Here is a 23,923-nt window from a genome sequence, read left to right as displayed (position 1 = left end):
ATATGTGTTAACTTCAATAAAAGCTGTAGCATATTGGTTTAGAAATGTTTAATTTCTAAAAGGTGAGAATTCTACAACAAATAAACGTTTTGATATAAAAAAAGATAACTGTATATACCTAATTTTGAGTTCCTTAAACATCTAAAAGTAAACGTCATGAATAATTCAGCCCCAAACAACGACAAAAATCTAAAAAAATGCCCTTACGAAAGTCTGATTTACGGTAATAAAAGCGACTTGGTCTACAGAAAACAATATACTGGAGACTGGGGACACTGGGATGACCTTTCAGAAAATACTTCTCCATGTTCCAATTCATATGAGACAAAAAGTAATGATATTACCACATCACAGACTAAGCCGAAAATAGAAAACTAGATTTTTATATATAAAAAATCAAGCGAAAAAATTATTTCGAACTGACTTCGATAACAAAAGCTTTTAATTCGGCCATTTTACCATCGCGAAATCGCCAGATGTCGCTATAATCATAATTGACCAATTTACCGCTCTTGTCTTTCAGACTAATTGTACCTATTGCTGTAACAAAATCACCTTCGGCGATTAGGTTTTCAACCTTGAATTTTGGAGGTTCAAGATATTCTGCTGCCATATATTCGCGAACTGCTTGCTTTCCTTGCAGGGTTTGATCACCAACAAATGTCCATTTTGTATCATCAGTGCAAAAGGATAAAAAACCTTCATTATCACCACTGCTAACGGCTGCATTTGCTTTTTCCAGTATTGCTTTATTATCCATCATCTTTTATACTTAACTATTTTACAAAATGATCCGAACATTATAGATCCGGATTTGATGTGTTTAGTATCCAAAAAAAAAGTACCTGCTTTTGGCAGGTACTTTTAAATCATTTCTCATCATATATTAGATGACAACTACGTTTACAGCGTTTGGCCCTTTTTTGCCATCTGCTACTTCGTAACGTACTTCGTCGTTCTCACGAATATTTTCTGATAAACCTGAAACGTGAACAAAAATTTCACTTCCACCGTTTTTTGGAGTAATAAATCCAAAACCTTTTTCTTCATTAAAGAATTTTACTGTACCTTCTTGCATCTTGATATTATTTATTGATCATATATTGGTCATAAATGTACTACATTTATCATTACGATACTGAAAAAGAGTAAATTAGATTAAAAAAAAATGCATTTTTTTATTTTAGCACTAGAATTGCTTAACTAAACCAACTTGAAAAACATATTTATTATCCCTAAAATCAGGTTATTCGATCGTAAAATTAATAAATCGACCAAAAAAAAATGCCAAAACAAAAAGAAGCTATTTTGTACTGAAACAGCTTCTTTTTGTTTTTGTTATCGCAATATTTTTAGATAAGCACTATATGCGTCGTCCTTAATCGAAGTTCTCAGATAGACTTCGTTTTCGTCTTTTGTACTAAATTCAAATTGAATCAAAGCAGCATCAGAATAATAATACAAGTAATTATCCTCTGCAAATTCAAGATTCGAAATTGGTAAAGTGGATAGTTTTATTTCGAATGCTATTTCACCATTTGCCATATCTATCTGAAACAATTTTCCTTTACGGGTATATCCCCAGGCATTATCACTTTCCTCAACAATATACTCGATATTGTCACCTTTAAAGTCTGTTTTCCAAATTTGAGTTCCTGTTTTTGAATCTAAAGCGTAAACTGAAGAAACTTCCGGGCCCTGATCTGCAAAATATACCTTTTTTTCTTTGCTGAATATGCGGTCTTTAATATTATGCTGATTTTCATCTAATTTAAATTGCCATAAAATATCCAGGTTATTTGGATTTAGGGCAAAAAGCACATTTTTTTCATTGGCTACAAAAACATTTTCACCATCTGTTACAGCCTTTCCGTGTATGGCTTCCTCAAAACTTTTTTGTGCAAGAAGTTTTCCTGTATTGGCTTCAAAACTATAAAAATTCGTTCCGCTTTGGGTAAAAACTTTGTTGTCGAAAAAGAGCACCGGAATGTCATTGTTTGTCGCATCAAGTTTGTAGTTCCAGATCAAACTGCCATCCTTTATGTCAAGAGCATAAATGTTGTTATTGGGATCCTGGGTGGTTATAAACAGTTTTCCTTCATCAATGACTGGAATTTGATTTTTTAGTATAATTTGATCTGTAATATTCCCCAATCTTGATTTCCAGAAAATTTGACCGGTTTTGTTATCAATTGCAAAAATTTCACCATTAATAAAAGGAACATAAATTACGCCTTCTTTTAGCGTTACCTGATTGGCGCACATTTCAGTATGAGAATCGCTTGCTTTAACCGTCCAGTTAAAGGCTTCCGATTCTAAATTAAACGACATAAGCGAACCATCATAATCATAAATCAGGATCGATTGACCATCTAAAGCCACTTTTTTAAGCGGATTTATGACCTTATTCGTAACCATATCATTGATGGTTAAAACTTTATTGTTAGAATAATTAGTTTTACCGGATTTTGATACAGCTGGTGTTTGCCCAAACATAGTAACAACCGTAAATACAAATAAAAGCGTTATTAGTGTTTTTTTCATTTTTAAAATTGAGGTTTGATCATTCGATTTCTTTTTTCTTTATGAAAATACTGTTTCAAATACAGCTTTTTCAATAAAAAAGACAGCTTAAATAGGAATTAAAACATTAAAATTCAATGTACTCAATTCAATAAATAAACCAATATCGAGGTCAAATATAGTAAAAATATATTATGGAGTTTTAGCGGTTATCTAGTGGTTATTTATAGGATTCAAAAAAACCATACGCTCTTTTCTCTGCATAAGAATACATCGAATCACGCAACGGAAAAGCACAATGTCCCCCATATTTTGGCGTTTCAAGATACACATAGTCACTTTCTTGCGCTATTGCTCTTGGATAACATCTTTCTCCTAAAAAAGGATCATCAAGAGAATTAAGAATTAAGACTGGAGTAGTAATATCTTTAAGCGAAAATTCAGGAGATACACGCTCATAATAATCATCCCGACTGGCAAAACCATGCAGCGGTGCGGTAAAATAATGGTCGACTTCGTCAAATGAAGTAATACTGTCAATTTGATCGCTGTTGATAAAATCAGGAAATTGTGCCGCTTTGTATTTCAGCTTTTTCTTAATATCAATTGTAAAATTCTTTAAATACACCCTGTTGAAACCTTGTTTGAGAATAGCAGCACTTGTGGCAATATGCGTAGGAACCGAAATACAGACTCCTGCCCTTATACGCTCATCGATTTTTGTCCATCCAAAGTAATTCAAAAGCTGCACCCCTCCCATCGAATATCCAATCAAATAAACATCTTCGAATCCTTTTTGCAAAACAAACTGAACCACTTCATCAAGATCATCTACTGCACCGTGATGATAAAGTCTGGGTAAACGATTCATTTCTCCGCCACAAGTACGATTGTTCCAGGCGAAAACTGAAAAATCTTTCTGTTGAAAATAAACGGCACAACTATTATTATACGTTCTACGGGAATCCCCTTCCAGACCATGGCATAAAATAACTGCTTTTTTAGGATCATTGATGATAAAATCAATATTGATAAAATCTCCATCATTTAACTCTATTTTCTCTCGAGTATAACCCGGAGCGTCAAACTTTTTAAACAACGCAGCATAAATAGTAGAAACGTGCCTGTTCCGATGAATAATAGAAGGAAAATTATATTCTGATTGTTCAATTACTGGCATGATAAGAAAATTTGTGGGTGGTTCTACAAAGCTAAGAAATCAATCCACAAGTAATTTAAAACTGTCTCTTTTATTTTATTTTAAAGAAAATTAATACATTCGTCATCATTTAAAATAACGTATTTGATACAGATATTACAAAATACAAATACTATTATGTAACAAAAACGACTCAAAAAAGAACTAGTTTTGAGATGTTTTACTAAAAAATATTGTTATGAAAAATCTACTAATGCTTTTATTATCAGTTTTCTTTTTTTCATGTCAGCAAAAAGAAAATAAGAAAGCTCCTGTTGCGGCTACAGATTCCATTGCCACAAATGAAAATGAAAATGAAAAAGAGAAAGAAAATGAAAAAGAGAACCTGCAAACAGGCGACACCATTTTTATGAATTTTAAAAACGAAAAGGGTTTCTTTACAGCCGAAGGTTTAATAGACTCTATTCATCCAAGAGTTTACGTTAAATTTAAAAACGAAGATTTAGGCGATCTAAAAGCTAACATTGTTCCTACTACAGGAAAAGGAAACATTCGTTTCAACCAAATTATTTCTCCTGATAATGCCTCAGATGGCCCTTTTGGAATGGATTTGAATATTCCTCTCACACAAAAAGGAAACTACATTCTTGTAATTGGACATTCGCAAATGGCTGATAATCCTTTTTGGGGTAAATTTAAAGTACAGCTTGAAAACAAAAAGCACTAATTACGAACTGTCATAATTAGTGCCTGATCATAATAGTTTTAGTTTTTCAAAAAATTAAAACTATTATTGACTGCTTTTAATTCATTCCCTACAAACTCAACATCAATAATGGCGGCTTTTCGAGGAGAAACGGCGCTTGCACTAAAATGCGTATGCAACACATAATGCATTTTCTGGTCTTTGTCCCAAAAAATATCGCCGTGACCAATTCCGTTCTGGTTGGTGTTTTTTCGACTAATAATCGGACTGTCTTTTGATTTTTCCCAAGGACCAAACGGACTTTTACTCGTAGCATAACCTACTGCATAATCGATATTTCTAAAATCGTTTGCCGAATAAATCAGATAATACAAACCGTTGTGTTTTAAAACTGTTGGTCCTTCTGTAACAGGCCAATTTGTATTTTCAGTGTTTTCCCAAGGCAAAGTTCCTGAGATACATTCGGTTAACGTTTCTGGTTTAATACTTTGAAGATCGTCATTAATTTCGGCTGCAAAAATTCGGTTTCCGTTCGTTAATTTCACAAAATATAAATATTTTTTGCCATCCTCATCTATAAAAACAAAAGGATCAATCTGGTTTCCGGTTTTAATAATTGGTTCTTTTGTTTCACTCTTAAATGGCCCTAGCGGACTGTCACTAACTGCTGTAGCAATATTTTCATTGGCCGTATAAATCATATAAAATTTGTTATTATACGAAAGAACCTGCGGTGCCCAAAAGCCTTTATCTCCATAAGAATCTCCTTTTTTCAAAGCCAGGCCATTTTGTGCTCCAACCGGTCCTTTCCAGTCTTTTAAATCTGATGATGTATAGACCTGAAAACCTTCGCCATTTGGTATATTTCCCGATGTAGTGCCGTATAAATAATAGACCCCGCTATGATAAAAAATCGTAGGATCTGCCAATAAAATAGTGCTTCTTGGGATTTCCTCTTTGGGTTTATCTGTGTTTTTTTCCTGCGAGCAGGCTGTAAAAAAGCAGAGTAATGTTATGAGGCTTACTATTTTTTTCATGATTTTTGGTTTTAGTTTTTATAGTTTTTTTTAACCGCAAAGTGCGCAAAGTTTTTTATAAGGATTGTGTTTGGATTATGTTTACAAACACAAAGTTCGCAAAGCTGTACTTTAAAATAACACTTAAATCTTTGTGAAAATCTTCGTGTACTCTGTGGTTAAACGCGTTCTTTTAACTTTATAATTTTTTACACAAAGCGCGCAAAGTTTTATTTTAAATTGCGTTTAGATGATGTTGAAAAACACAAAGTTCACAAAGCTGTACTTTGAAATACCTTTTGAGAGCTTTTTGAAAATCTTTGTGCTCTCTGTGGTTAAACGTACTTTTAACTTTATAATTTTTAACACAAAGTGCGCAAAGTTTTACTTTAAATTGCGTTTAGATGATGTTGAAAAACACAGAGTTCACAAAGCTGTACTTTGAAATACCTTTGAGAGCTTTGTGAAAATCTTTGTGCTCTCTGTGGTTAAACGTATTTTTAACTTTATAATTTTAACACAAAGCGCGCAAAGTTTTACTTCAAATTGCGTTTAGATCATGTTGAAAAACACAGAGTTCACAAAGCTGTACTTTGAAATAGCTTTGAGATCTTTGTGAAAATCTTTGTGCTCTTTGTGGTTAAACGCGTACTTTTAACTTTACAATTTTTACCATAAAGTGCGCAAAGTTTTATTTTAAATTGCGTTTAGATGATGTTGAAAAACACAGAGTTCACAAAGCTGTACTTTGAAATACCTTTGAGAGCTTTGTGAAAATCTTTGTGCTCTCTGTGGTTAAACGCGTACTTTTAACTTTATAATTTTTAACACAAAGCGCGCAAAGTTTTACTTCAAATTGCGTTTAGAAATAGCTTTGAGATCTTTGTGAAAATCTTTGTGCTCTCTGTGGTTAGACGCGTACTTTTAACTTTACAATTTTTACCATAAAGCACGCTAATCTTTGCGTTCATTGCGTAATTCTTAGCGCTCTTTGCGGTTAAAACTTTTCTCATTTCACAGAAAACTGATAATAAGAAACCGTATGATATTTTTGTCCCGGTTTTAAAACAATCGTTGCAAATTTTGGCTGATTGGGTGCATCCGGAAAATGTTGTGTTTCTAAAGCAAATGCTGTTCTAAAATCATCTTTCGAACCTGATTTAAAGGTGTTTTTAGACTGCATAAAATTTCCGCTGTAAAATTGCAATCCCGGTTCTTGGGTAAAAATATCCATTACAATCCCTGATTTGTCTCCTGAAATTGTCGCCGCATGATTCAGTCCGTTTTTCTTTGTTCCGTTAAGGACGTAATTGTGATCGTATCCTTTTCCGAATTTTAACTGCTCGTCTTTGGTTTCAATTCGTTCTCCAATCGTATGTTTTGAAGTAAAATCAAATGGGGTGTTTCTTACCGCTTTCAATTCACCATTCGGAATCAAACCTTCATCCACCGGTGTAAATTCATTGGCATAAATTTGTAATTCGTGATTTAAAATCGTCCCGCTTCCTTCCCCATTCAAATTAAAAAAAGCATGATTGGTTAAATTAACAACGGTAGTTTTATCAGTTGTCGCTTCATATTCCATTTTCACCGAATTATCATCTGTAATTGTGTACGTTACTTTTACTTTTAAATTCCCCGGAAAACCTTGTTCTCGATCTGGTGAAACATAACTAAAAACCAACGTATTTTCGTTCGTTTTAACAGCGTCCCAAACCACATCCTGAAACCCTTTCACACCGCCATGCAGCGCATTTTTTCCATTGTTGAGCGGTACCTGATATTCTTTTCCATCCAATGTAAATTTTCCTTTTGCAATTCGGTTTCCAACTCTTCCAATAGTTGCTCCAAAATAAGGTTCTGTTGCGTTTTTAAAGCCTGCTGCACTGTTCATTCCAACGACAACATCCGTGAGTTTTCCGTTTTTATCAGCCACCCAAAGTCCCACTAATCTTCCTCCGTAATTGGTAAAAGCCGCTTTGATTCCTTGGTTTTCTATCCAAAATAAATTCACTTTTTTACCATCAATTATTGTATCGAAGTTTTTAGTTTCCAAAACTGTTTTTGCCGAATCTGCTATTTTTTCAGCAGTTTCTTTTGATGGGGCATTTTCTTTTTTAGCGTCTTTACAATTAAATTGAAGAAGTGCCAGCATGATAACAGCCGCTATCTGAATATTTCTCATTTTTTATATTTTTTAAGATGTTTTCTAATTTGATGGCAGCGCCAATTTAGTTGCCTCGCTTACAGGTTCTCCCAAAACCGGAAATCCGTTGGCATCCCAATCGATTTTCTGCATTCGTGGTGATCTTTTATTGCCGCATCCTTCTCCCGGATTCGAATTGGCGTGGTATAAAATCCAGTCCTCTTTTCCGTCAGGAGATTTAAAGAAAGAATTGTGTCCCGGTGCATACACTTTATTTTTATCGGATTGTTTGAAAATAGGTTCAGGAGATTTTTTCCATGCCGATGGGTCTAATAAGTTATCTCCACCATTAAAAGTTAATAAACCCAAAGCGTAGAAATCGGTCCAGCAGCCGCTCGCCGAAAACACTATGAATATTTTACCGTTTCTGGATAAAAACTGAGGTCCTTCGTTTACATTTACCTGTGCCGGATTAATATCATCATGCAAAGCTCCATGTGTTTCCCAATCGTTTGTTGGCGCAGAAATCATAACACGATCGCCTTCTATTTCAAGCGGATTTTTCATTTTGGCGATATAGATATTCTGCTGTCCGTTAGTATCGCCTTCCCATCCTGCCCAGATCATATACAATTGTTTTTTATGTTCAAAGACATTTCCGTCAATTGCCCATTTGTCGGTTTTGGCAGCGATTTTTCCTTTAAATACAAAATTTCCTTTAAACGGATCTGATGATTTATTTTCTAAAACATACATTCTGTGATTGTTGTTGTCACCATTATCAGCTGCAAAATAACAATACCATTTTCCGTTGATAATATGAAATTCAGGCGCCCAGATATCTGCCGAATAATCGGTTCCTTTTGGAGCCGTCCAAATAACTTTACTTTCAGCATTTTTCAGATCAGCTAAATCTTTCGTTTTCCAAAGTTCCAATCGATTTTGCAAAGTATTCGTGTAATAGTAATATCCTTTGTAATACGTGCTATAAGGATCTGCACCCGATGGTAAAATGGGATTTGTGAATGTTTTTTGCTGTGAATATCCAGTTGAAACAATCGCCAGTAAAAATAGTAGTATGTATTTTTTCATTTTATTTTTTTATTGTTGTGTGTGTTTTTAAGCACAAATTGATAAACGTATTTTTGTCATTCCTAAAGAGAAAATCCCACAATTAACTCCGCAACGAGAATCTAATCTTTATGAAGTAAACTTGTCAACATTGTCCGTGGTTTCAACCACGGGGTGCAATATTATCACACCTTTTATTGCGATCCCGTGGTTGAAACCACGGGCAATGTTTGAAGATCGAAATTCAATTAGGGTACAATTTTGTCATTTCGACGAAGGAGAAATCACACTAGAAACTCCACAATCAAATCTCTAATCTTTGTCGAATCCCGAGTGTGATTTCTCCTTCGTCGAAATGACAAACTGGAGCTGTTTATTTTCTCAAGTAAACTTTGACAAAGTTGCTTCATACTAGAAAACTCTTATTTAATGATTCAAAGCATCAATAACTTCAGTATTAATTTTATTCACCGCTTTAAAATCCATTTTGTCTACTTTTCTGTCGTAGGTCATGAAACCGTTTACTTCGCCTTCGACATCTGTCGTTTGTGTATAAACTGCCGCCGAAAATCCTGTTTTTACATAGTTTTTCAGGATTTTAGCGTATTTGATGTATTCGGCTGTTACTTCACTTTCATTTTTGAATTTAACGTAACCCCAGTTGTCATTTGCTCTCCATAAATGGCCTTCGAGTGGCAAACCAATTCCGCCGTATTCTCCTAAAACAGTGATTCTTCTGGCATCATACAAATACATTTCCGGTCCAGGATAATTGTGTAAATCCAAAATATCTCCGGTTTGAAAATGATTTCCACCACTTGATGAATTCGTTAATCTGCTTGGGTCGTGATTTTTTGTCCATTCGGTAATTTCTACCGTTTTAAATTGTCCCCAGGCTTCGTTAAACGGAACCCAAACCACAATACTTGGATAAGAATATAAATGGTCCATTATTTCCCGCCATTCTTTTCTGTAGATTTCTTCTGATTTTGCTGAACGCTGTAATTCGGTTCCTTCAAAATATTTTCTGTTTTGCCAAAGCGGCTGTTCGTCTCCGCTTGGCATATCCTGCCAAACCAAAATCCCTAACTGATCGCAATGTGTGTACCAACGTTCCGGTTCGACTTTTACGTGCTTGCGAATCATATTAAAACCTAATTCTTTTGTTTTAATAATATCATATTTCAAAGCTTCGTCTGTTGGCGCCGTATATAAACCTTCTGGCCACCAACCCTGATCTAACGGGCCAAACTGAAAATAGTCTTTGTTATTTAACTGCATTCTCACGATGCCGTTTTCATCTCTTTTTGACGCAATTTTTCGCATCGCAAAATAGCTTTTCACTTCGTCAACCACTTTATTATTACTGATTAAACGAATTTTTGTCTGATATAAAAACGGACTCTCCGGCGACCATAATTTCGGGTTATTTAATACAATATCATTGCTTTCACCAATAACCGCTTTTTCTTTTGCAATTGCTGCACCGCCATCAAAAACAGTAATTTCAACTAAATCTCCAGCTTCCGCACCCGCAACATCTGCTTTGATACTTATGGTATTCTGATCAATATTTGGACTTGTTTTAAGTGCTGTAATATTTTTAGCATTTACAGGTTCTATCCAAACCGTTTGCCAAATTCCGGTTACCGGTGTGTACCAGATTCCTTCAGGATTTTTTACTTGTTTGCCTCGTGGCTGTGGACCATCATTTGAAGGATCCCACACTTTTACCACCAGTTTTTGATTTTTTCCTTTTTGGATAAAAGGTGTAATATCAAACGAAAATGGGGTGTAACCTCCTGTATGCGAACCTACTTTTACATCATTAATAAATACTTCTGTTTTCCAGTCTACGGCACCAAAATGCAAAAGAATATTTTTACCGTTCCAGTTGGATTCAAGCGAAAAATGGGTTTCATACCAAAGTTCATTTTTTGCTCCCACATCTTTCATCACTCCGGACAAACTGGATTCGACCGCAAACGGAACCAAAATTTGCCCGTCATATTTTAAAGGTGCTTTTTTTCCAAATTCCTGAATGGCATAATTCCATAAACCATTTAAATTTTTCCATTGGCTGCGCTCCATAATCGGACGGGGATATTCCGGTAATGTTTTATTAGGATCAACCTGCTCCGCCCATTTTGTTTTGATTTTATCTCCCTGTGGTTTCCATTGTGCATGAACCAGACAGCTTATAAAAAGCGCCAGTAAAACAGTTGTTTTTTTATTCATTTATATCTTGTTTTGTGCAATGCTTTTAAAAAGTATTGCCATTTCAATTTCTTCTTTACTAAATAAATTACCAGACTATATCCACATAGTCTGGTAATTTCAAACACTAACTTAACTAACCATTTTTTTTGAGTTATGAGTTTGGAGTTATGATTTTTGAATTGAACCCAATCCCCACTCATAACTCATAACTCATAACTCATAACTCATAACTCATAACTCATAACTCATAATTCATAATTTCATAACTTTTTAACGAGGCCAAATTTCTTCACCAATCCATCATATTCTTTTTTCGAAAGGGTGATCATACAGCCATGACGTACTTTTTCAGGAAAACTGTATTTATCCCAATCGGCAAAAAAAGTATAACCTGAGGCCTGAAACCAAGGGCCGTTAAGATTATCTGCAATCGATAATCCGTAAGAAACTCCCGGATATTGCTCGTAATACATGTACCATATTTTATCATCAGGAGAAGGAATCAGCATTGGCGCTTCTCTAAAGTTGGGACTAATCGATTGTTGGGGCAAAGAGTAAGGTCCTAAAAGTGATTTTGATTTGGCAATTCGGATGGTTTTTCCGGTTGTCCAGTATAAAGTGGGATAGGTTTCATCTTTAATTACAGCATAATACGAATCACCTACTTTACGAATAAAAACATCTATGGTTCCCATATCCCAGTCGAACAAACGTTTTGGAGTACCTTCGAAAGTTTTTAAGTCTTTAGACAAAACATATAAAGTTCGCTGACTTGCCCAATAACGTTCCGGATCTTCTTTTGTACCATCAAGATGCGGCGTGTGCCAGGTCATGATAAACTTTTCTGAGTCTTTGTCGTAGTATAATTTTGGCGCACCAATTCGTTGTAAGGCATTCGAATAATCTGGCGTACTTTTTAAATCCGGCGTATAATCTGAGTGTTTTTTCCAGGTAATTAGATCCTCTGAAACCCAGATATTGATTGTTTTTGCATCGTCGCCAGTGTTTCCTGCAATGTAGTATTTCCCGTCCGGACCTTTGCAGATATCGGGATGTCCTTTATAATCTTCAAAAACTCTTTTTCCGCTGTTTAAGTTTTCCCAATGCAAACCATCAAGACTAACGGAATAATACAATTTGCCGTAATCGTTGTGCGTCATATGCGCAAAAAGATAGGCTTCATTTTTAGGTTTTTCATTTCCTTTTACTTGCCCCGGCGGATCGGGCTGTTGCGCTTTCGCGGAAAATCCAATGACAATCGCGAATAGAAAAAAGAGCTGTTTTAACGTATGTTTTTTCATTGCTTTTAAGTTTATTTATTGCCCACGGATTTTACGGATGAAACGGGTTTACACTGATTTTTTTTTAATGCATTTTAATTCATCGGTGATGAACGGTTTAATCTATAAAATTTATTGCCCGCGGATTTTACCGGTGAAACGAGTTCCGCTGATTCTTTTTTTAATGAATTTTAATTGATGAATTTCATTTTTTACATAATGCATTAAATTGATCCGTGAAAATCGGTTCCATCCGTAAAATCCGTGGGCTAATAAAATTTATTTAATTCTTTTTATTCGCCTCAGAAGTCATCTTTTTAATCAAATCTGTTTCTGCTTTTATATAAGGCGTTCCGTCGTTTTTAAGTACTTCGTGAAACCAAAGTTTTGGCTCTGCATCGTATTTTTTAGTCCAGCTGTCCCAGGCATATTTGGTTTGTGTTTTTCCGTCAACAAAACCCCAGTTGATCATGCCCACATTGTATTTTTTTGCAATTGGCAAAAATCCTTCAAAAGTGCTTCCGTTTGGTCTTGCCATATATTCTGTACACAATAACGGTTTTCCGTATCGCTGCAATTGTTTGATCACTTTTTCGAAATCTGCAGGTGTATTATAGTTGTGAAAAGAAACCACATCCGATTGTTCGATCTGCATTTTGTGCATTGGTTTCATCTTTGTTTCATCGCTCCAGTCTCCTACCCAAACTCCAGAAGTTAAAGGCTGTGACGGATTGCTTTCTCTTGCCCAGACAAAAACATCTTTTAAAAGCGGCAAAATCAAATCGACTTTGTTTTTAATTTCGATTTTTTCATAAGATGGTCCCGTCATATTATCCGGTTCGTTCCAGACATCCCAACCCAAAATACGTTTGTCGTCTTTGAACTTTGCAACGGTTTCTTTTACATATTTTTCTAAACGCGGATATTGTGTTTTGTCCTGTAATACTTTTTGTCCCGGACTCTGCACCCAGCCTGAATTGTGTGTGTAGGGTTTTGGTGCACGTTGTTTGCCTAAAGCAGGAAAAGGATCCCAGCACGAATCAAATAAAACAAACAGTGTTTTAATGTGGTGTTTATCTGCAATTTCCAAAAATGTATTCATGCGTTTGTAAAGACCTTCGGCATCTTGCTGATGCAATAAATCGTGCAGGTAAACGCGCATTACATTCATACCAATACCTTCTGCCCAGCCCAATTCCTGATCGATTCTTTTGGGATCAAAAGTATCTTCCTGCCACATCTCTAACTGATTTATAGCTGTGCTAGGATAATAATTTGCTCCTACTAACCAAGGTTGTTCTGCATACCATGTATTGGCCTGATCTTTTGTCCAGATTTCTCTTTTTTCGATTGCAGCGGTTTCACTTTTACTTTCTTCGGTATTCTTTTTTTTGTTGTTGCAACTAAGCAATACTAGTCCTGCCAACATTAATGTCAGACACAATTTTACTTTTTTCATTATAAATTTTGTTATTATGAACAATCGTTCTTTTTATAAGGGAATCAGATTTACTGGACCTGATTCCCTTTTAACTATTTTAATATTCAGCGTGTTGATCCAGGTTTGGATTATTATCCACATCAACCTGCGGAATTGGTAATCTTTGGTTTTTACCTACTGTAAAGTTTTTAAAATCAGGATCACGAAGCGCAATTTTATCAACAGAAGCCTGAGTATTTAAATCTCCCCAGCGTTTTAAATCTTCCCAGCGAACACTTTCTCCGGCCAATTCTAAAACTCGTTCTGTTTTTAATCTTTCTAAAAATTTATCGTGATCGTTTCCAATTTCAGGATGTGCAACCGCTAGTGTGTTCATGTTTGAACGTGCTCTTACTAAATCAACATATTGATAAGCGCCAGCTGTATTTCCTAATTCGTTCAGCACTTCTGCATAGCGTAACAAGATATCTGCGTAACGAACCAATCTGTAATTTACCTGATTGTAATAATCTTCGTTGTTTCGGTAATAATCACGGCTTCCTTTTCTGAACCATGCTTCATCATTGCCCCACTCCCAGTTTTTACCGTATGTTTTGTCTCCAAAATCAGCTAGTAAACCCGGATAGTATAAAGTGTATCTTAATCTTGCGTCCAGATTTCCGTCTTTATTTTTTTCTTGTTTAAAAGCATTTACTAACCAGAAACGAGCTTGTCCGTCTGACCATCCAATTCCTCTTGGGGCAAAAAATTGACTGCGATTACTGGAAACTGCAGCATTTTGATCTTCTCCAGTTCCACCTTTTCTTTGATCTCCAAACTGAATTTCAAACACAGACTCAATGTTGTTTTCATTTACGTCTGTAAAGTTGTCTCTGTAATTTGCTACTAAATTGTACTTGGCACCGGGACCGGTAATTAAATATTCCAAAGCCCCTTTTGCCTCCGGCCATTTATGCTGTTGCATATATACTTTTGCCAGAAAAGCTTTTGCAGCACCTTTATCAGGACGTCCGGTTTGGTCACCTGACCATGAAGCAGGCAAATCGGCGAAAGCCTCATTTAAATCTTTTTCCACCTGTGCCCAAACTTCGGTCACGTTTTTTTGCTGTGGTAAATCAGCCGGTGTAGAAGGATCCAGCACTAAAGGAATGTTTTCCCAAATAATTCCTGCATAGTAGTAATGTAGCGCTCTGAAAAATTTAGCCTGCGCCAAAATTTTCTTTTTATCGTCTTCATTTTGAAATGTAATATTGGGCACATTTGCCAAAACCTGATTGCATCTAAAAACGGCTTTGTAAGTATCTCTCCATGTTACTGAATTTCCTTCCCAAAAATTATAATTGATATAATTGAATCTTGTCCAGTCTGCCAATTCTGTCCACGGGCTGTTACTAAATCCTTCATCAGAAGTTAAGTCAAGACGGAAATAAATCCATCTTGCCCATAATCCATCTTTATAAAACATGGCATAAATGGAGTTAACGCCGGCTTGTGCATCACTTTCAGTTTTCCAATATTGATCTACTGTTATATCATTTGGGCTGTTCAGATCTAATTCATTTTCACAAGATGATGCAAAAAAGAGACCTAGAAAAACTACGGTTGTTATTATTATTTTTTTCATTATCCTATTTTTTTAATTAAAAGCTAAATTCAACTCCAAAAGAATATGTTCTAAGATTTGGGAAAGCTCCGTTATCTACACCTCTTTCAAAAATATTACCGTTTGAAAATTCAGGATCTAAACCTTTGTATTTTGTAATTGTAATAATATTTTGTGCTGATAATGTTAATCTTGCTCTTGCAATTCCGGATTTATTCAAGATACTTTCCGGCAAATTATAACCAAACCCAATGTATTTAAGTCTGATAAAATCGCCATTTTCTAAGAATCGGTCACTATCTCCTCTTGAGTTTAAAGTTGAACCTTTTGTTACTCTTGGGAAATCCGTATTTGGGTTCTCAGGTGTCCAGGGCTGAATTCCTGCTCTGTAATTACTATTGTCGTCAAAACGATCTACAACGCTTCTAAATCCGTCATAAACAGTTGCTCCGTGAGAAGCAATCCAGTTCATCGAAAAATCAAAACCTTTGTATTCTGCTCCTGCATTTAAACCCATTTCAAATTCAGGCCACGGGCTTCCAACAATTGCTTTGTCATCACTTGTAATTTGCCCGTCGCCGTTAACATCCTTAAAACGGATATCTCCGGGTACTGCGCCTGGCATAATTACTTTTCCGTCAGCATTTTTATAGTTGGCTATTTCAGCTTGATTTTGAAACAATCCGTCAGTTTGCAATACATACCACATTCCTACAGGCGATCCTGCTCTTGTCATGGTATTTCCAACGATGTTTTCGTTTTGACCATTTCCTAAAGACACCAATTTGTTATTTACTTTGGTAAAGTTTACAGAAGCATTAAATGAGAATTCATTAATTTTTTTGCTGTAAGCCAATTCCAGTTCAATACCTTTATTTTCAACCGTTGCGGCATTAGAAATAGGATTTCCTCCGTCATTTCCTGTGGTTAATAAAATGGGGAAACCAAATAATACATCTTCTGTACGGGCAATAAAATAATCTGCCGTAAAACGTAGATCATTATTTAAAACTCCCAGATCTAATCCAAAATTGGTTTGTTTTAGCTTTTCCCAACGTAACTGAGAATTAGATAATTTTACCTGAGTTGCAGATGGATACAAAGTCTGTCCTGTTCCTAAGACAATTTGTCCAAAATTATTCACGAAACTTTTGTATTCGTAATTTCCAATGTTACCAGAACCTAATTCTCCGTAACTTGCTCTTAATTTCAGATCTTTAATAAATTCAGATTTAAAGAAAGATTCATTATTTACTCTCCATCCTGCAGAAACAGAAGGGAAATTTCCCCATTTGTTTTCATCGCTAAATCTTGATGATCCATCGCGTCTTAAAACGGCATTAAATAAGTAACGATTATCATAATTGTACTCTAATCTCCCTAAATAAGAGGCCAGAGAAGCTTCATTAATAAAACCACCCACTACCGGTGAATCTCCCTGATTTAGAACCTGATAATATTGACCCGTTCCTGAGTTTATCGGAATATTTCTCTTTGTGCCATAAATTTGTTCGTATTTGTCTTTTTGAAAAGTCTGTCCCACTAAAATTGTCAGATCATGTTTTCCAAATTGTTTTTTGAAATTCAATGTGTTTTCAAACAACATCGTTTCTGATCTTCCTTTATTTTGATCAATAATAGAAGGATCTACCGGTTGATTTAATGTCCAGTTTCCAATTTTTCTTAAAAATTTATAAGAATCAAAACTAGTTTCATATCCAAAATTGAAACGGTATTTTAACCACGATGCCAATTTTAATTCTGACCAGACATTTCCTCTGATTCTGAAATTTTCATTTATTGCATTCGAAAAATCTGCAATTGCCAAAGGATTTGTACCAAAAGTATCTGCTACTCCTTGCTTTCCGTAACCATATCCTCCAGGATTTCCAGCATCATAAAGCGGAATTGTTGGCGTCATTCTGTAAACATCAATAATTGGATTTCCAGACATTTCATCTGTTTTAGAATTGCTGATCGCAATGTTTTCTCCAATACTAAAAATACCTTTGGTTCCACTTGAATTTACACGGAATGAAATTCTGTCAAAATCAGTTCCTACAACTGTTCCTTTATTGTCAAAATAATTTCCTGACATAAAAAAGGTTGAGTTCTCTCCTCCTCCGGAAACACTTACATTATAATCATTGATCATTCCGGTTTTGAAAACAGCATCCTGCCAGTCTGTATTAACCGCCATGTTAAGATTTTGTCTTGGATATCCCGCATTATCATATGCCTGATTATTTAATTTTGCAAACTCCTCAGTTCCCATTAAATCATATCTTGGCATTGTGGTAATACTTGATTTCACAGAAGCTTCCACCTTAAGTGGTCCTTTTTTACCTTTTTTGGTTGTAATGATGATTACACCATTTGCCGCTCTTGAACCGTAAATTGCTGCTGCAGATGCATCTTTTAAAACCTGAATAGTTTCGATATCATTTGGGTTAAAATCCCTGTTTGCAGAAGTAATTACACCATCAATTACATATAACGGATTGGTATTTTGAAGGTTTTTTAAACCACGAATTTCAATATTGGCTTCCTGTCCCGGGCGGCCGCCGCCACGAACTTTAACTCCGGTAACTAAACCCTGAAGTCCGTCTGCGACAGTTGTAACCTGACGTTTTTGAATTTCTCCGGCTTTTACCAGAGAAACGGCTCCTGTAAGGTCTTTTTTCTGTTGAGAACCATAACCTACCACCACAATTTCGTCCAGTTTCATTGCATCTTCAGGTAGAGAAGCATCTACTGTTGTGGCATTATTTATCGCAATTTCGATTGTTTTGAATCCCTGCGAACTAAAAATCAGGGTTTGATTTGAAGCTGCTGTAATTTTATATCTTCCGTCGAAATCGGTAACTGCACCGTTTTTGGTATTCTTGATCACAACATTTGCAAACGGAATGGGTTCTCCTGTTGCAGAAGACACTTTTCCCGTTATGGTTATTTGCTGTTGTGCCTGCACTTGCTGCACTAATAAACTAAAGAAAAACAAGAGGTAATATCTCTGCTTTAAAATTTGAGTGAACGTTGTTTTCATTGATTTTTCATTTTAGATAGTTTTCATTTTTTGGTTGGTTTTGTACTGAATTTGTAAAGTTTTAAGCGTCTGTGCGATGGCGACGTACCATTTTAAAATTGGTTACTAATAATAATGTGTTCATTTTAATTCAAAAGTATTAATGTGATTGTTTTTTAAAGTTAATTTTATTGATGCCTTATTTTTTAAGGTTAAAAATTATCAATATCATTTATTTAAAAAGTCAAAGTAGATGATTTTAATTCAAAATAAAATGATTCATTTGTGTCAATTTCTCTCTTAAATGAGTCAAATTGTAGAATTATATCCAATTAAACAGCGGTTTGCATCATTTTGTCGAACATTGACACGATTTGATTACAACATGATTTTATCTTAAATAACACAACAATGCGTAAATTCTTTCTTTTTTCATTTTTATTGATTTTTTCAATAAATTTTATTCAGGCACAAGAATATTATTTTAAACATTTTCAGGTCGAGGAAGGACTTTCCAACAACACGGTTTTGACTTCTTTACAGGACGAGGATGGTTTTATGTGGTTTGGAACCAAAGATGGCCTGAACCGGTTTGATGGTTACAGGTTTAAAACCTATCGCAGTAATGGCAACCCGATTCATAGTTTAGGGAGCAATTATATTCAGTCTCTTCATGAATATAAAGGTGTAATTTGGGTAGGTACAGATAAAGGTTTGTATCAGTACAATAAAAAAACGGATGAGTTTACTGTTTTAAATGAAGCTATTAATGACAGGATCAACGACATCAACCACGATAAAAACGGAAATATCTGGTTTATTTCAGGCAATATTCTGTACAAATATTCGACGGTAAAAAAGGAAACCAAAACTTTTAATCCCAATAAATATTTTATCGTGACTTCGATTTCGCGGGATGCGAATGGCCAGATTTGGGCTTCTTCCCTAAACAAAATCTACCGTTATTCTGAAGAAAATCTTTCATTTGAAAATATTCCGATAACGCCTCCGGCAAATTCGGCAAATTTTAGGATTACCGTTATTTATGCATTAGATAAAAATAATATTGCAATTGGTACACAGGAAGATGGGGTTTTGGTTTACAATATCCCCAATAAAACTACTGTGGGCTTACAATTTTCGGGTAAAAATCCGGTTTATGTTCGGCAGTTTAAAACGAAAGGCAACGACGAACTCTGGATTGCCAGCGAATCAGGCGTTTATGTTTACAACCTGAAAACAAAAGTGAATGTAAATCTCAAAAAAAATTACAATGATCCTTATGCCATTTCCGACAATGCGGCGTATTCGATCACTATTGATAAGGAAAACGGAATTTGGATTGGCACCTATTTTGGCGGTATTAATTACCATCAAAAACAATACACGCAATTCAAGAAATATTTTCCGCAAAAGGGACAAAACTCTATTAGCGGAAGCGCCGTAAGGGAAATTCATAAAGACGACAAAGGCGATCTCTGGATTGGAACTGAAGATGCGGGCTTAAACCGATTTGATCCTAAAAAACAGCAGTTTACCTCGTATTTACCTAACGGAAGCAAAAACGGTGTTTCGTATTATAATATACATGCCCTGATGCCCCGAAAAGACAAGATTTGGGTGGGAACTTTTGAGCATGGTTTAGATGTTTTAGACAGAAATACGGGTGCGGTGATCAAGCATTACACTGCCAATAATCCATCATCCGGATTGCGAAGTAATTTTATTTTTTCTTTTTATAAAACCAAAAAAGATGAATTGATTGTGATTACGACAATGGGGCTTTATAAATATAATGAGCAAAATGATAATTTCGACATTTTAAAAATATTTCCGGAAACCACGCATTACACGAATTATAAAGAAGACAGCGAAGGAAATTTATGGGCCGGAAGTTATCGCGATGGTTTGTTTTATTATAATCCAAAAAACAAAAAGAAAGAGGTTTTTATTTATGATTACAAAAATCCAAACGGCATTAGCAATAATTCTATCAATTATATTTTTGAAGACAGTTCGAAAAACTTATGGTTTGCCACTGAAAACGGTCTGGATTTATTGGATAAAAAAACAAGGACTTTTAAAAAATTCACTACCAAAAATGGTTTTCCCAGCAATGTTGTATATTCTATTTTAGAAGATGATGCTAAAAATTTATGGCTGACCACTTCTAAAGGTTTGGTAAAATTTGGTCCTGACCATAAAAGCATTAAGATTTATACCACGGCAAACGGTTTATTGAGCGATCAGTTTAATTATGCATCGGCGTTTAAAGATACAAACGGTGATATGTATTTTGGGAACCTAAACGGAATGATCAGTTTCAACCCGAAGAATTTTACCAAAAACAAATACACTCCGTCTATCTTTATTACCAATTTGCAAATCAACAATAAAGATATTAATGCCAACCAGGATGATTCTCCTATAGAGCAATCTATTTCGCATATTGATGAACTGGAACTGAACAACAATCAATCCTCGTTTAATTTGGAATTTGCTTCTTTAAATTATACCGCTCCGGAACTTACCGAATATTGGTATAAATTGGAAAACGTAAATAATGACTGGGTTTATCTCGAGCGCAACAATAAGGTCTTTTTTACTGAACTCGCACCGGGAGATTATGTTTTTAAAGTAAAATCACTGAATAGTTTTGGGGTTTGGAGTAAAGAGATAGAATTAAAAATCAGGATTCTGCCGCCGTTTTGGGCGAGTTCTTATGCTTATTTATTTTACTTTCTACTGGTTTGCGGCTCATTTTACTACATCATTCGATACTCACAAAACTTAACCCAGATTAAAAACAATCGAAAAATAAAGCATCTCAACGACGAAAAAGAAAAAGAAATCTATCAGGCTAAAATTGATTTTTTTACCAATGTAGCGCACGAAATCAGAACACCGTTGACGCTGATAAAAGGACCTTTGGAAAAACTTCTGGTGATGGAACATCAGTTGCCTGAAGTGCCTCAGAATCTTTCTATAATGAAAAAAAACACATCGCGATTGTTGAAATTGGTCAATGAATTACTGGATTTTAGAAAGTCGGAAATTGGCGGATTGAAACTGACTTTTGTCGAAGCGAATATTTCGTCGATGGTTCGTAATTTTCATTTAAGATTCAGTCAACTGATTGAGGAAAGAGCCATTGAATTTGAACTGGAACTGGGCGATAAAGATATTTTTGCTTTTGTAGACAAAGAAGCTTTCAAAAAAATCCTGAGTAATTTGATGAGCAATGCCATTAAATATGCCAACGAAAAGGCTTCTATTTCACTTTTTAGGGACGAAAAGAAACTGACTTTGATTGTAAAGAATGACGGGAATTTGATTCCGTTTCATTTGAAAGATAAAATTTTCGAGCCGTTTTTCAGGGTCGATAATATGGATGCAACTTCCGGAACCGGAATTGGACTTTCGCTGGCACATTCGCTCACACAATTGCATCACGGAAGTTTGCAGGTAATTCCGGATTCGAAACTGAATATTTTTGAACTTGTGGTGCCGCTTCGTCAGGAAGAAGAATTTATGTTTTATAATGAACCTGAAAAAGAAGAAATTGAAACAGAAGCTGAAACTACTGAAATCGAAAACAAACACGAGAAACCTCAGCTTTTGATTGTAGAAGATAATGAGGATTTACTGAATTTTATTACCGCAGAAATGTCGTCGGTCTACACGGTTTTAAAAGCAGATAATGGCGAAAATGCCCTGAAAATTATTCACAACGAAAATATTCAATTGGTCATAAGTGATGTTTCGATGCCTGTTATGGACGGGATTACTTTGTGTAAAGAAATTAAAGCCAATCTGGAAACGAGCCATATTCCGGTTATTTTGCTTACGGCTAAAAACTCGCTAAAATCTCAAATTGATGGCCTTGGAGCCGGTGCCGATGCCTATATTGCTAAGCCTTTCTCGATGGATTATTTGAAAGTTCAGGCCAATAACCTGATCGAAAACCGAAAACAGATTATGAATTATTATGCGAGTTCGCCTCTTTCGCATATTAAAAGTATTGCACACAATAAAACGGATGAAAAATTCCTTAAAAAACTGGACGAGGAAATTTTAAAAAACATTACTGATTCTGATTTAAGTGTAGAATCTCTGGCAGAAATCATGAATATGAGCCGATCGACTTTATACCGAAAAATAAAGGATATTTCGAATTTAAGCCCGAATGAACTCATCAATATTGTACGCTTGAAAAGAGCAGCAGAACTGCTTTTGAATGAGAATTTTAAAATGTATGAAATTGCCGAAAAAGTGGGCTACAAATCGCAAACAAGTTTTGGCAGAAACTTTCAGAAACATTTTTCGATGACGCCATCTGAATATATTGCGATGAACAAATAAAAAACGATGTAATTATCTTGTAAAGAGTAAGCTCAAAAACTGCTAAACCATTCGTTTAGCAGTTTTTTTTTATAGCTAATTTTTAAAATTTTATTTACTGAACATAATAAGGAACGCTGTACAAACATCTTACCCGGTATCCATCTTTTATCGCAGGTTTCCAGTTGGGCGATAACTTTAAAACTCTTACCAACTCTTCTCCCGATTTATAACCAAAATCACGAAGAACTTTTATATCAGACAACGATCCGTCTTTTTCAATTACAAAATTGACAAAGACTCCTCCATAAGCTTCATTTTCGACTGCTTCTTTTGGTGCAACATAATTCTTCTTTAAAAAAACATGAAACTTATTGATACCTCCCGGATATTTAGGCATAGAGTCTACCAATGAATGATTGTAAATTTCATGGTCATTTTCCTGTACATTATGTTCTAATACAGTCGTTTTTTGAGATTCCTTTTCCACTTTTAAAGGAGGATTGACAATTGCAGGTTTACTTTTATCTTTTTGACAGCTTGCCATTATGATACAACTAAAAAGTAAAAAAAACTTTTTCTTCATTATTTATTGGATTGTGTTATACTTACATCAGAAACAAAATTTCCCCGCTTCTTCCCTTATAATTGTTTTAGTACAATATTGCGATACCACACACTATTTCCGTGATCCTGCAGCGCTATTTTTCCTTTTTTGAATGTTCCGAAACCAGGCCAGGTCGCAAATTTACTTCCATCAATTAATTTTTTAAAATTATCATCCCAAAGTACGGTTTCAACAACTACGACTCCGTTTAAAATAAGAGTTAATTTTCCGTCTTTGCTGATAATTTCGCCTGAATTCCATTCTCCAACTGGTTTTACAGGTTCTGATTTGCTTTGAATTAAATCGTATAAATCTCCCGCACGGTGTTTGGTGATTTTTCCGTCAGGATGGCCATCATTGTCCAAAACCTGCATTTCAAGGCCTGTACTAAAAGTATTGGGATATTTTGCAGCATCTTCATTCACATAAAAAAGAATGCCGCTATTGCCATTGGGAGCAATTTTCCAGTCTAATTTTAAATGAAAATTTGCATATTCAGCATTGGTTACTAAATCTCCTCCTTGTCCGTCTTTTGCTGCATCGGGATCAAAATGCAATACGCCATTTTCTGCCTTCCATCCTGCTCCGGCGAAATTTTTACCGTAAGAATGCCAGCCTTTTGTTGTTTTTCCATCAAAAAGAGGTTTAAAACCTTTCTGTGCCTGAATCGTTTGTGCTGCAAACAAAATCACTACTGCAATTATTACTTTTTTCATTTTTTACTATTTAGTATAAACTTACTGAAAATCATTTTTTAATTCGATCAGTAAATTCATGGTTGTTTT

Annotated in this window: 17 protein-coding genes; 3 read left to right on the top strand and 14 right to left on the bottom strand. The window is 35.2% G+C overall.

Annotated elements, in window-relative coordinates; genetic code table 11:
- The first annotated feature begins 156 nt into the window (after positions 1-156).
- Positions 157-378, top strand: a complete 222-nt coding sequence (locus B0M43_RS16240) for a hypothetical protein (protein ID WP_078007304.1) — start codon at positions 157-159, stop codon at positions 376-378.
- Positions 379-409: 31 nt separating this feature from the next.
- Here the strand turns inward: B0M43_RS16240 and B0M43_RS16235 are convergent, their stop codons facing one another.
- From B0M43_RS16235 to B0M43_RS16220, 4 genes are all read right to left on the bottom strand, one after another.
- Positions 410-763, bottom strand: coding sequence for a nuclear transport factor 2 family protein (locus B0M43_RS16235; protein WP_246860137.1), 354 nt, complete (start codon positions 761-763; stop codon positions 410-412).
- A 123-nt stretch (positions 764-886) separates the two neighbouring features.
- Positions 887-1,078, bottom strand: a complete 192-nt coding sequence (locus B0M43_RS16230) for a cold-shock protein (protein WP_065449890.1) — start codon at positions 1,076-1,078, stop codon at positions 887-889.
- A 260-nt stretch (positions 1,079-1,338) separates the two neighbouring features.
- Positions 1,339-2,544 (bottom strand): PQQ-binding-like beta-propeller repeat protein, encoded by a 1,206-nt coding sequence (locus tag B0M43_RS16225; RefSeq protein ID WP_078007306.1) that lies wholly within the window; start codon positions 2,542-2,544, stop codon positions 1,339-1,341.
- A 199-nt stretch (positions 2,545-2,743) separates the two neighbouring features.
- Positions 2,744-3,703: a YheT family hydrolase gene (locus B0M43_RS16220; RefSeq protein ID WP_078007307.1), complete on the bottom strand. Its 960-nt coding sequence runs from the start codon at positions 3,701-3,703 to the stop codon at positions 2,744-2,746.
- 217 nt (positions 3,704-3,920) lie between these two features.
- On the opposite strand from B0M43_RS16220, the gene B0M43_RS16215 reads away from it, so the two are divergent.
- Positions 3,921-4,409, top strand: a complete 489-nt coding sequence (locus tag B0M43_RS16215) for a hypothetical protein (protein ID WP_078007308.1) — start codon at positions 3,921-3,923, stop codon at positions 4,407-4,409.
- Positions 4,410-4,447: 38 nt separating this feature from the next.
- Here the strand turns inward: B0M43_RS16215 and B0M43_RS16210 are convergent, their stop codons facing one another.
- The 8 genes from B0M43_RS16210 to B0M43_RS16175 form a co-directional block, all read right to left on the bottom strand.
- The gene (locus tag B0M43_RS16210; RefSeq protein WP_078007309.1) at positions 4,448-5,425 is read right to left on the bottom strand and encodes a glycoside hydrolase family 43 protein; all 978 of its coding nucleotides are present in this window, start codon (positions 5,423-5,425) and stop codon (positions 4,448-4,450) included.
- Positions 5,426-6,413: 988 nt separating this feature from the next.
- Positions 6,414-7,589 (bottom strand): aldose epimerase family protein, encoded by a 1,176-nt coding sequence (locus tag B0M43_RS16205; protein ID WP_078007310.1) that lies wholly within the window; start codon positions 7,587-7,589, stop codon positions 6,414-6,416.
- 24 nt (positions 7,590-7,613) lie between these two features.
- On the bottom strand, positions 7,614-8,642 hold the full coding sequence (locus B0M43_RS16200) for a family 43 glycosylhydrolase (RefSeq protein ID WP_078007311.1): 1,029 nt from the start codon (positions 8,640-8,642) through the stop codon (positions 7,614-7,616).
- A gap of 405 nt (positions 8,643-9,047) precedes the next feature.
- Positions 9,048-10,859, bottom strand: a complete 1,812-nt coding sequence (locus B0M43_RS16195; protein ID WP_078007312.1) for a glycoside hydrolase family 2 protein — start codon at positions 10,857-10,859, stop codon at positions 9,048-9,050.
- A gap of 242 nt (positions 10,860-11,101) precedes the next feature.
- Complete coding sequence (locus B0M43_RS16190; RefSeq protein WP_078007314.1) at positions 11,102-12,142, bottom strand: glycoside hydrolase family 43 protein; 1,041 nt, start codon at positions 12,140-12,142, stop codon at positions 11,102-11,104.
- A 262-nt stretch (positions 12,143-12,404) separates the two neighbouring features.
- Entirely contained in the window at positions 12,405-13,580 is a 1,176-nt protein-coding gene (locus tag B0M43_RS16185; RefSeq protein WP_078007315.1) for a cellulase family glycosylhydrolase, read from the bottom strand.
- 79 nt (positions 13,581-13,659) lie between these two features.
- A complete protein-coding gene (locus B0M43_RS16180) occupies positions 13,660-15,186 on the bottom strand; it encodes a RagB/SusD family nutrient uptake outer membrane protein (RefSeq protein WP_078007316.1) in 1,527 nt (508 codons plus the stop codon).
- A 16-nt stretch (positions 15,187-15,202) separates the two neighbouring features.
- Complete coding sequence (locus tag B0M43_RS16175) at positions 15,203-18,211, bottom strand: TonB-dependent receptor (protein WP_065449880.1); 3,009 nt, start codon at positions 18,209-18,211, stop codon at positions 15,203-15,205.
- A 390-nt stretch (positions 18,212-18,601) separates the two neighbouring features.
- Here B0M43_RS16175 and B0M43_RS16170 point away from each other — a divergent pair, with 390 nt between their 5' ends.
- Positions 18,602-22,552, top strand: a complete 3,951-nt coding sequence (locus B0M43_RS16170; protein WP_078007317.1) for a two-component regulator propeller domain-containing protein — start codon at positions 18,602-18,604, stop codon at positions 22,550-22,552.
- A gap of 94 nt (positions 22,553-22,646) precedes the next feature.
- Here the strand turns inward: B0M43_RS16170 and B0M43_RS16165 are convergent, their stop codons facing one another.
- Positions 22,647-23,117, bottom strand: a complete 471-nt coding sequence (locus B0M43_RS16165) for an energy transducer TonB (RefSeq protein ID WP_078007318.1) — start codon at positions 23,115-23,117, stop codon at positions 22,647-22,649.
- A 56-nt stretch (positions 23,118-23,173) separates the two neighbouring features.
- Complete coding sequence (locus B0M43_RS16160; protein ID WP_078007319.1) at positions 23,174-23,854, bottom strand: DUF1080 domain-containing protein; 681 nt, start codon at positions 23,852-23,854, stop codon at positions 23,174-23,176.
- Positions 23,855-23,923 lie beyond the last annotated feature (69 nt).

Origin of the sequence: Flavobacterium sp. KBS0721, assembly GCF_002007065.3 — a bacterium.
Classification (GTDB): domain Bacteria; phylum Bacteroidota; class Bacteroidia; order Flavobacteriales; family Flavobacteriaceae; genus Flavobacterium; species Flavobacterium piscis.
The sequence above is the reverse complement of the archived record's forward strand: the minus strand, read 5'-3'. Positions and strand labels throughout refer to the sequence as shown.

Excerpts from the sequence above, each read along its gene's own strand:
- B0M43_RS16240 (WP_078007304.1), top strand. The coding sequence starts at position 157 with ATGAATAATTCAGCCCCAAACAACGACAAAAATCTAAAAAAATGCCCT.
- B0M43_RS16165 (WP_078007318.1), bottom strand. The coding sequence starts at position 23,117 with ATGAAGAAAAAGTTTTTTTTACTTTTTAGTTGTATCATAATGGCAAGC.
- B0M43_RS16225 (WP_078007306.1), bottom strand. The coding sequence starts at position 2,544 with ATGAAAAAAACACTAATAACGCTTTTATTTGTATTTACGGTTGTTACT.
- B0M43_RS16215 (WP_078007308.1), top strand. The coding sequence starts at position 3,921 with ATGAAAAATCTACTAATGCTTTTATTATCAGTTTTCTTTTTTTCATGT.
- B0M43_RS16200 (WP_078007311.1), bottom strand. The coding sequence starts at position 8,642 with ATGAAAAAATACATACTACTATTTTTACTGGCGATTGTTTCAACTGGA.
- B0M43_RS16210 (WP_078007309.1), bottom strand. The coding sequence starts at position 5,425 with ATGAAAAAAATAGTAAGCCTCATAACATTACTCTGCTTTTTTACAGCC.
- B0M43_RS16235 (WP_246860137.1), bottom strand. The coding sequence starts at position 763 with ATGATGGATAATAAAGCAATACTGGAAAAAGCAAATGCAGCCGTTAGC.
- B0M43_RS16205 (WP_078007310.1), bottom strand. The coding sequence starts at position 7,589 with ATGAGAAATATTCAGATAGCGGCTGTTATCATGCTGGCACTTCTTCAA.
- B0M43_RS16220 (WP_078007307.1), bottom strand. The coding sequence starts at position 3,703 with ATGCCAGTAATTGAACAATCAGAATATAATTTTCCTTCTATTATTCAT.
- B0M43_RS16160 (WP_078007319.1), bottom strand. The coding sequence starts at position 23,854 with ATGAAAAAAGTAATAATTGCAGTAGTGATTTTGTTTGCAGCACAAACG.
- B0M43_RS16190 (WP_078007314.1), bottom strand. The coding sequence starts at position 12,142 with ATGAAAAAACATACGTTAAAACAGCTCTTTTTTCTATTCGCGATTGTC.
- B0M43_RS16195 (WP_078007312.1), bottom strand. The coding sequence starts at position 10,859 with ATGAATAAAAAAACAACTGTTTTACTGGCGCTTTTTATAAGCTGTCTG.
- B0M43_RS16230 (WP_065449890.1), bottom strand. The coding sequence starts at position 1,078 with ATGCAAGAAGGTACAGTAAAATTCTTTAATGAAGAAAAAGGTTTTGGA.
- B0M43_RS16170 (WP_078007317.1), top strand. The coding sequence starts at position 18,602 with ATGCGTAAATTCTTTCTTTTTTCATTTTTATTGATTTTTTCAATAAAT.
- B0M43_RS16185 (WP_078007315.1), bottom strand. The coding sequence starts at position 13,580 with ATGAAAAAAGTAAAATTGTGTCTGACATTAATGTTGGCAGGACTAGTA.
- B0M43_RS16175 (WP_065449880.1), bottom strand. The coding sequence starts at position 18,211 with ATGAAAACAACGTTCACTCAAATTTTAAAGCAGAGATATTACCTCTTG.
- B0M43_RS16180 (WP_078007316.1), bottom strand. The coding sequence starts at position 15,186 with ATGAAAAAAATAATAATAACAACCGTAGTTTTTCTAGGTCTCTTTTTT.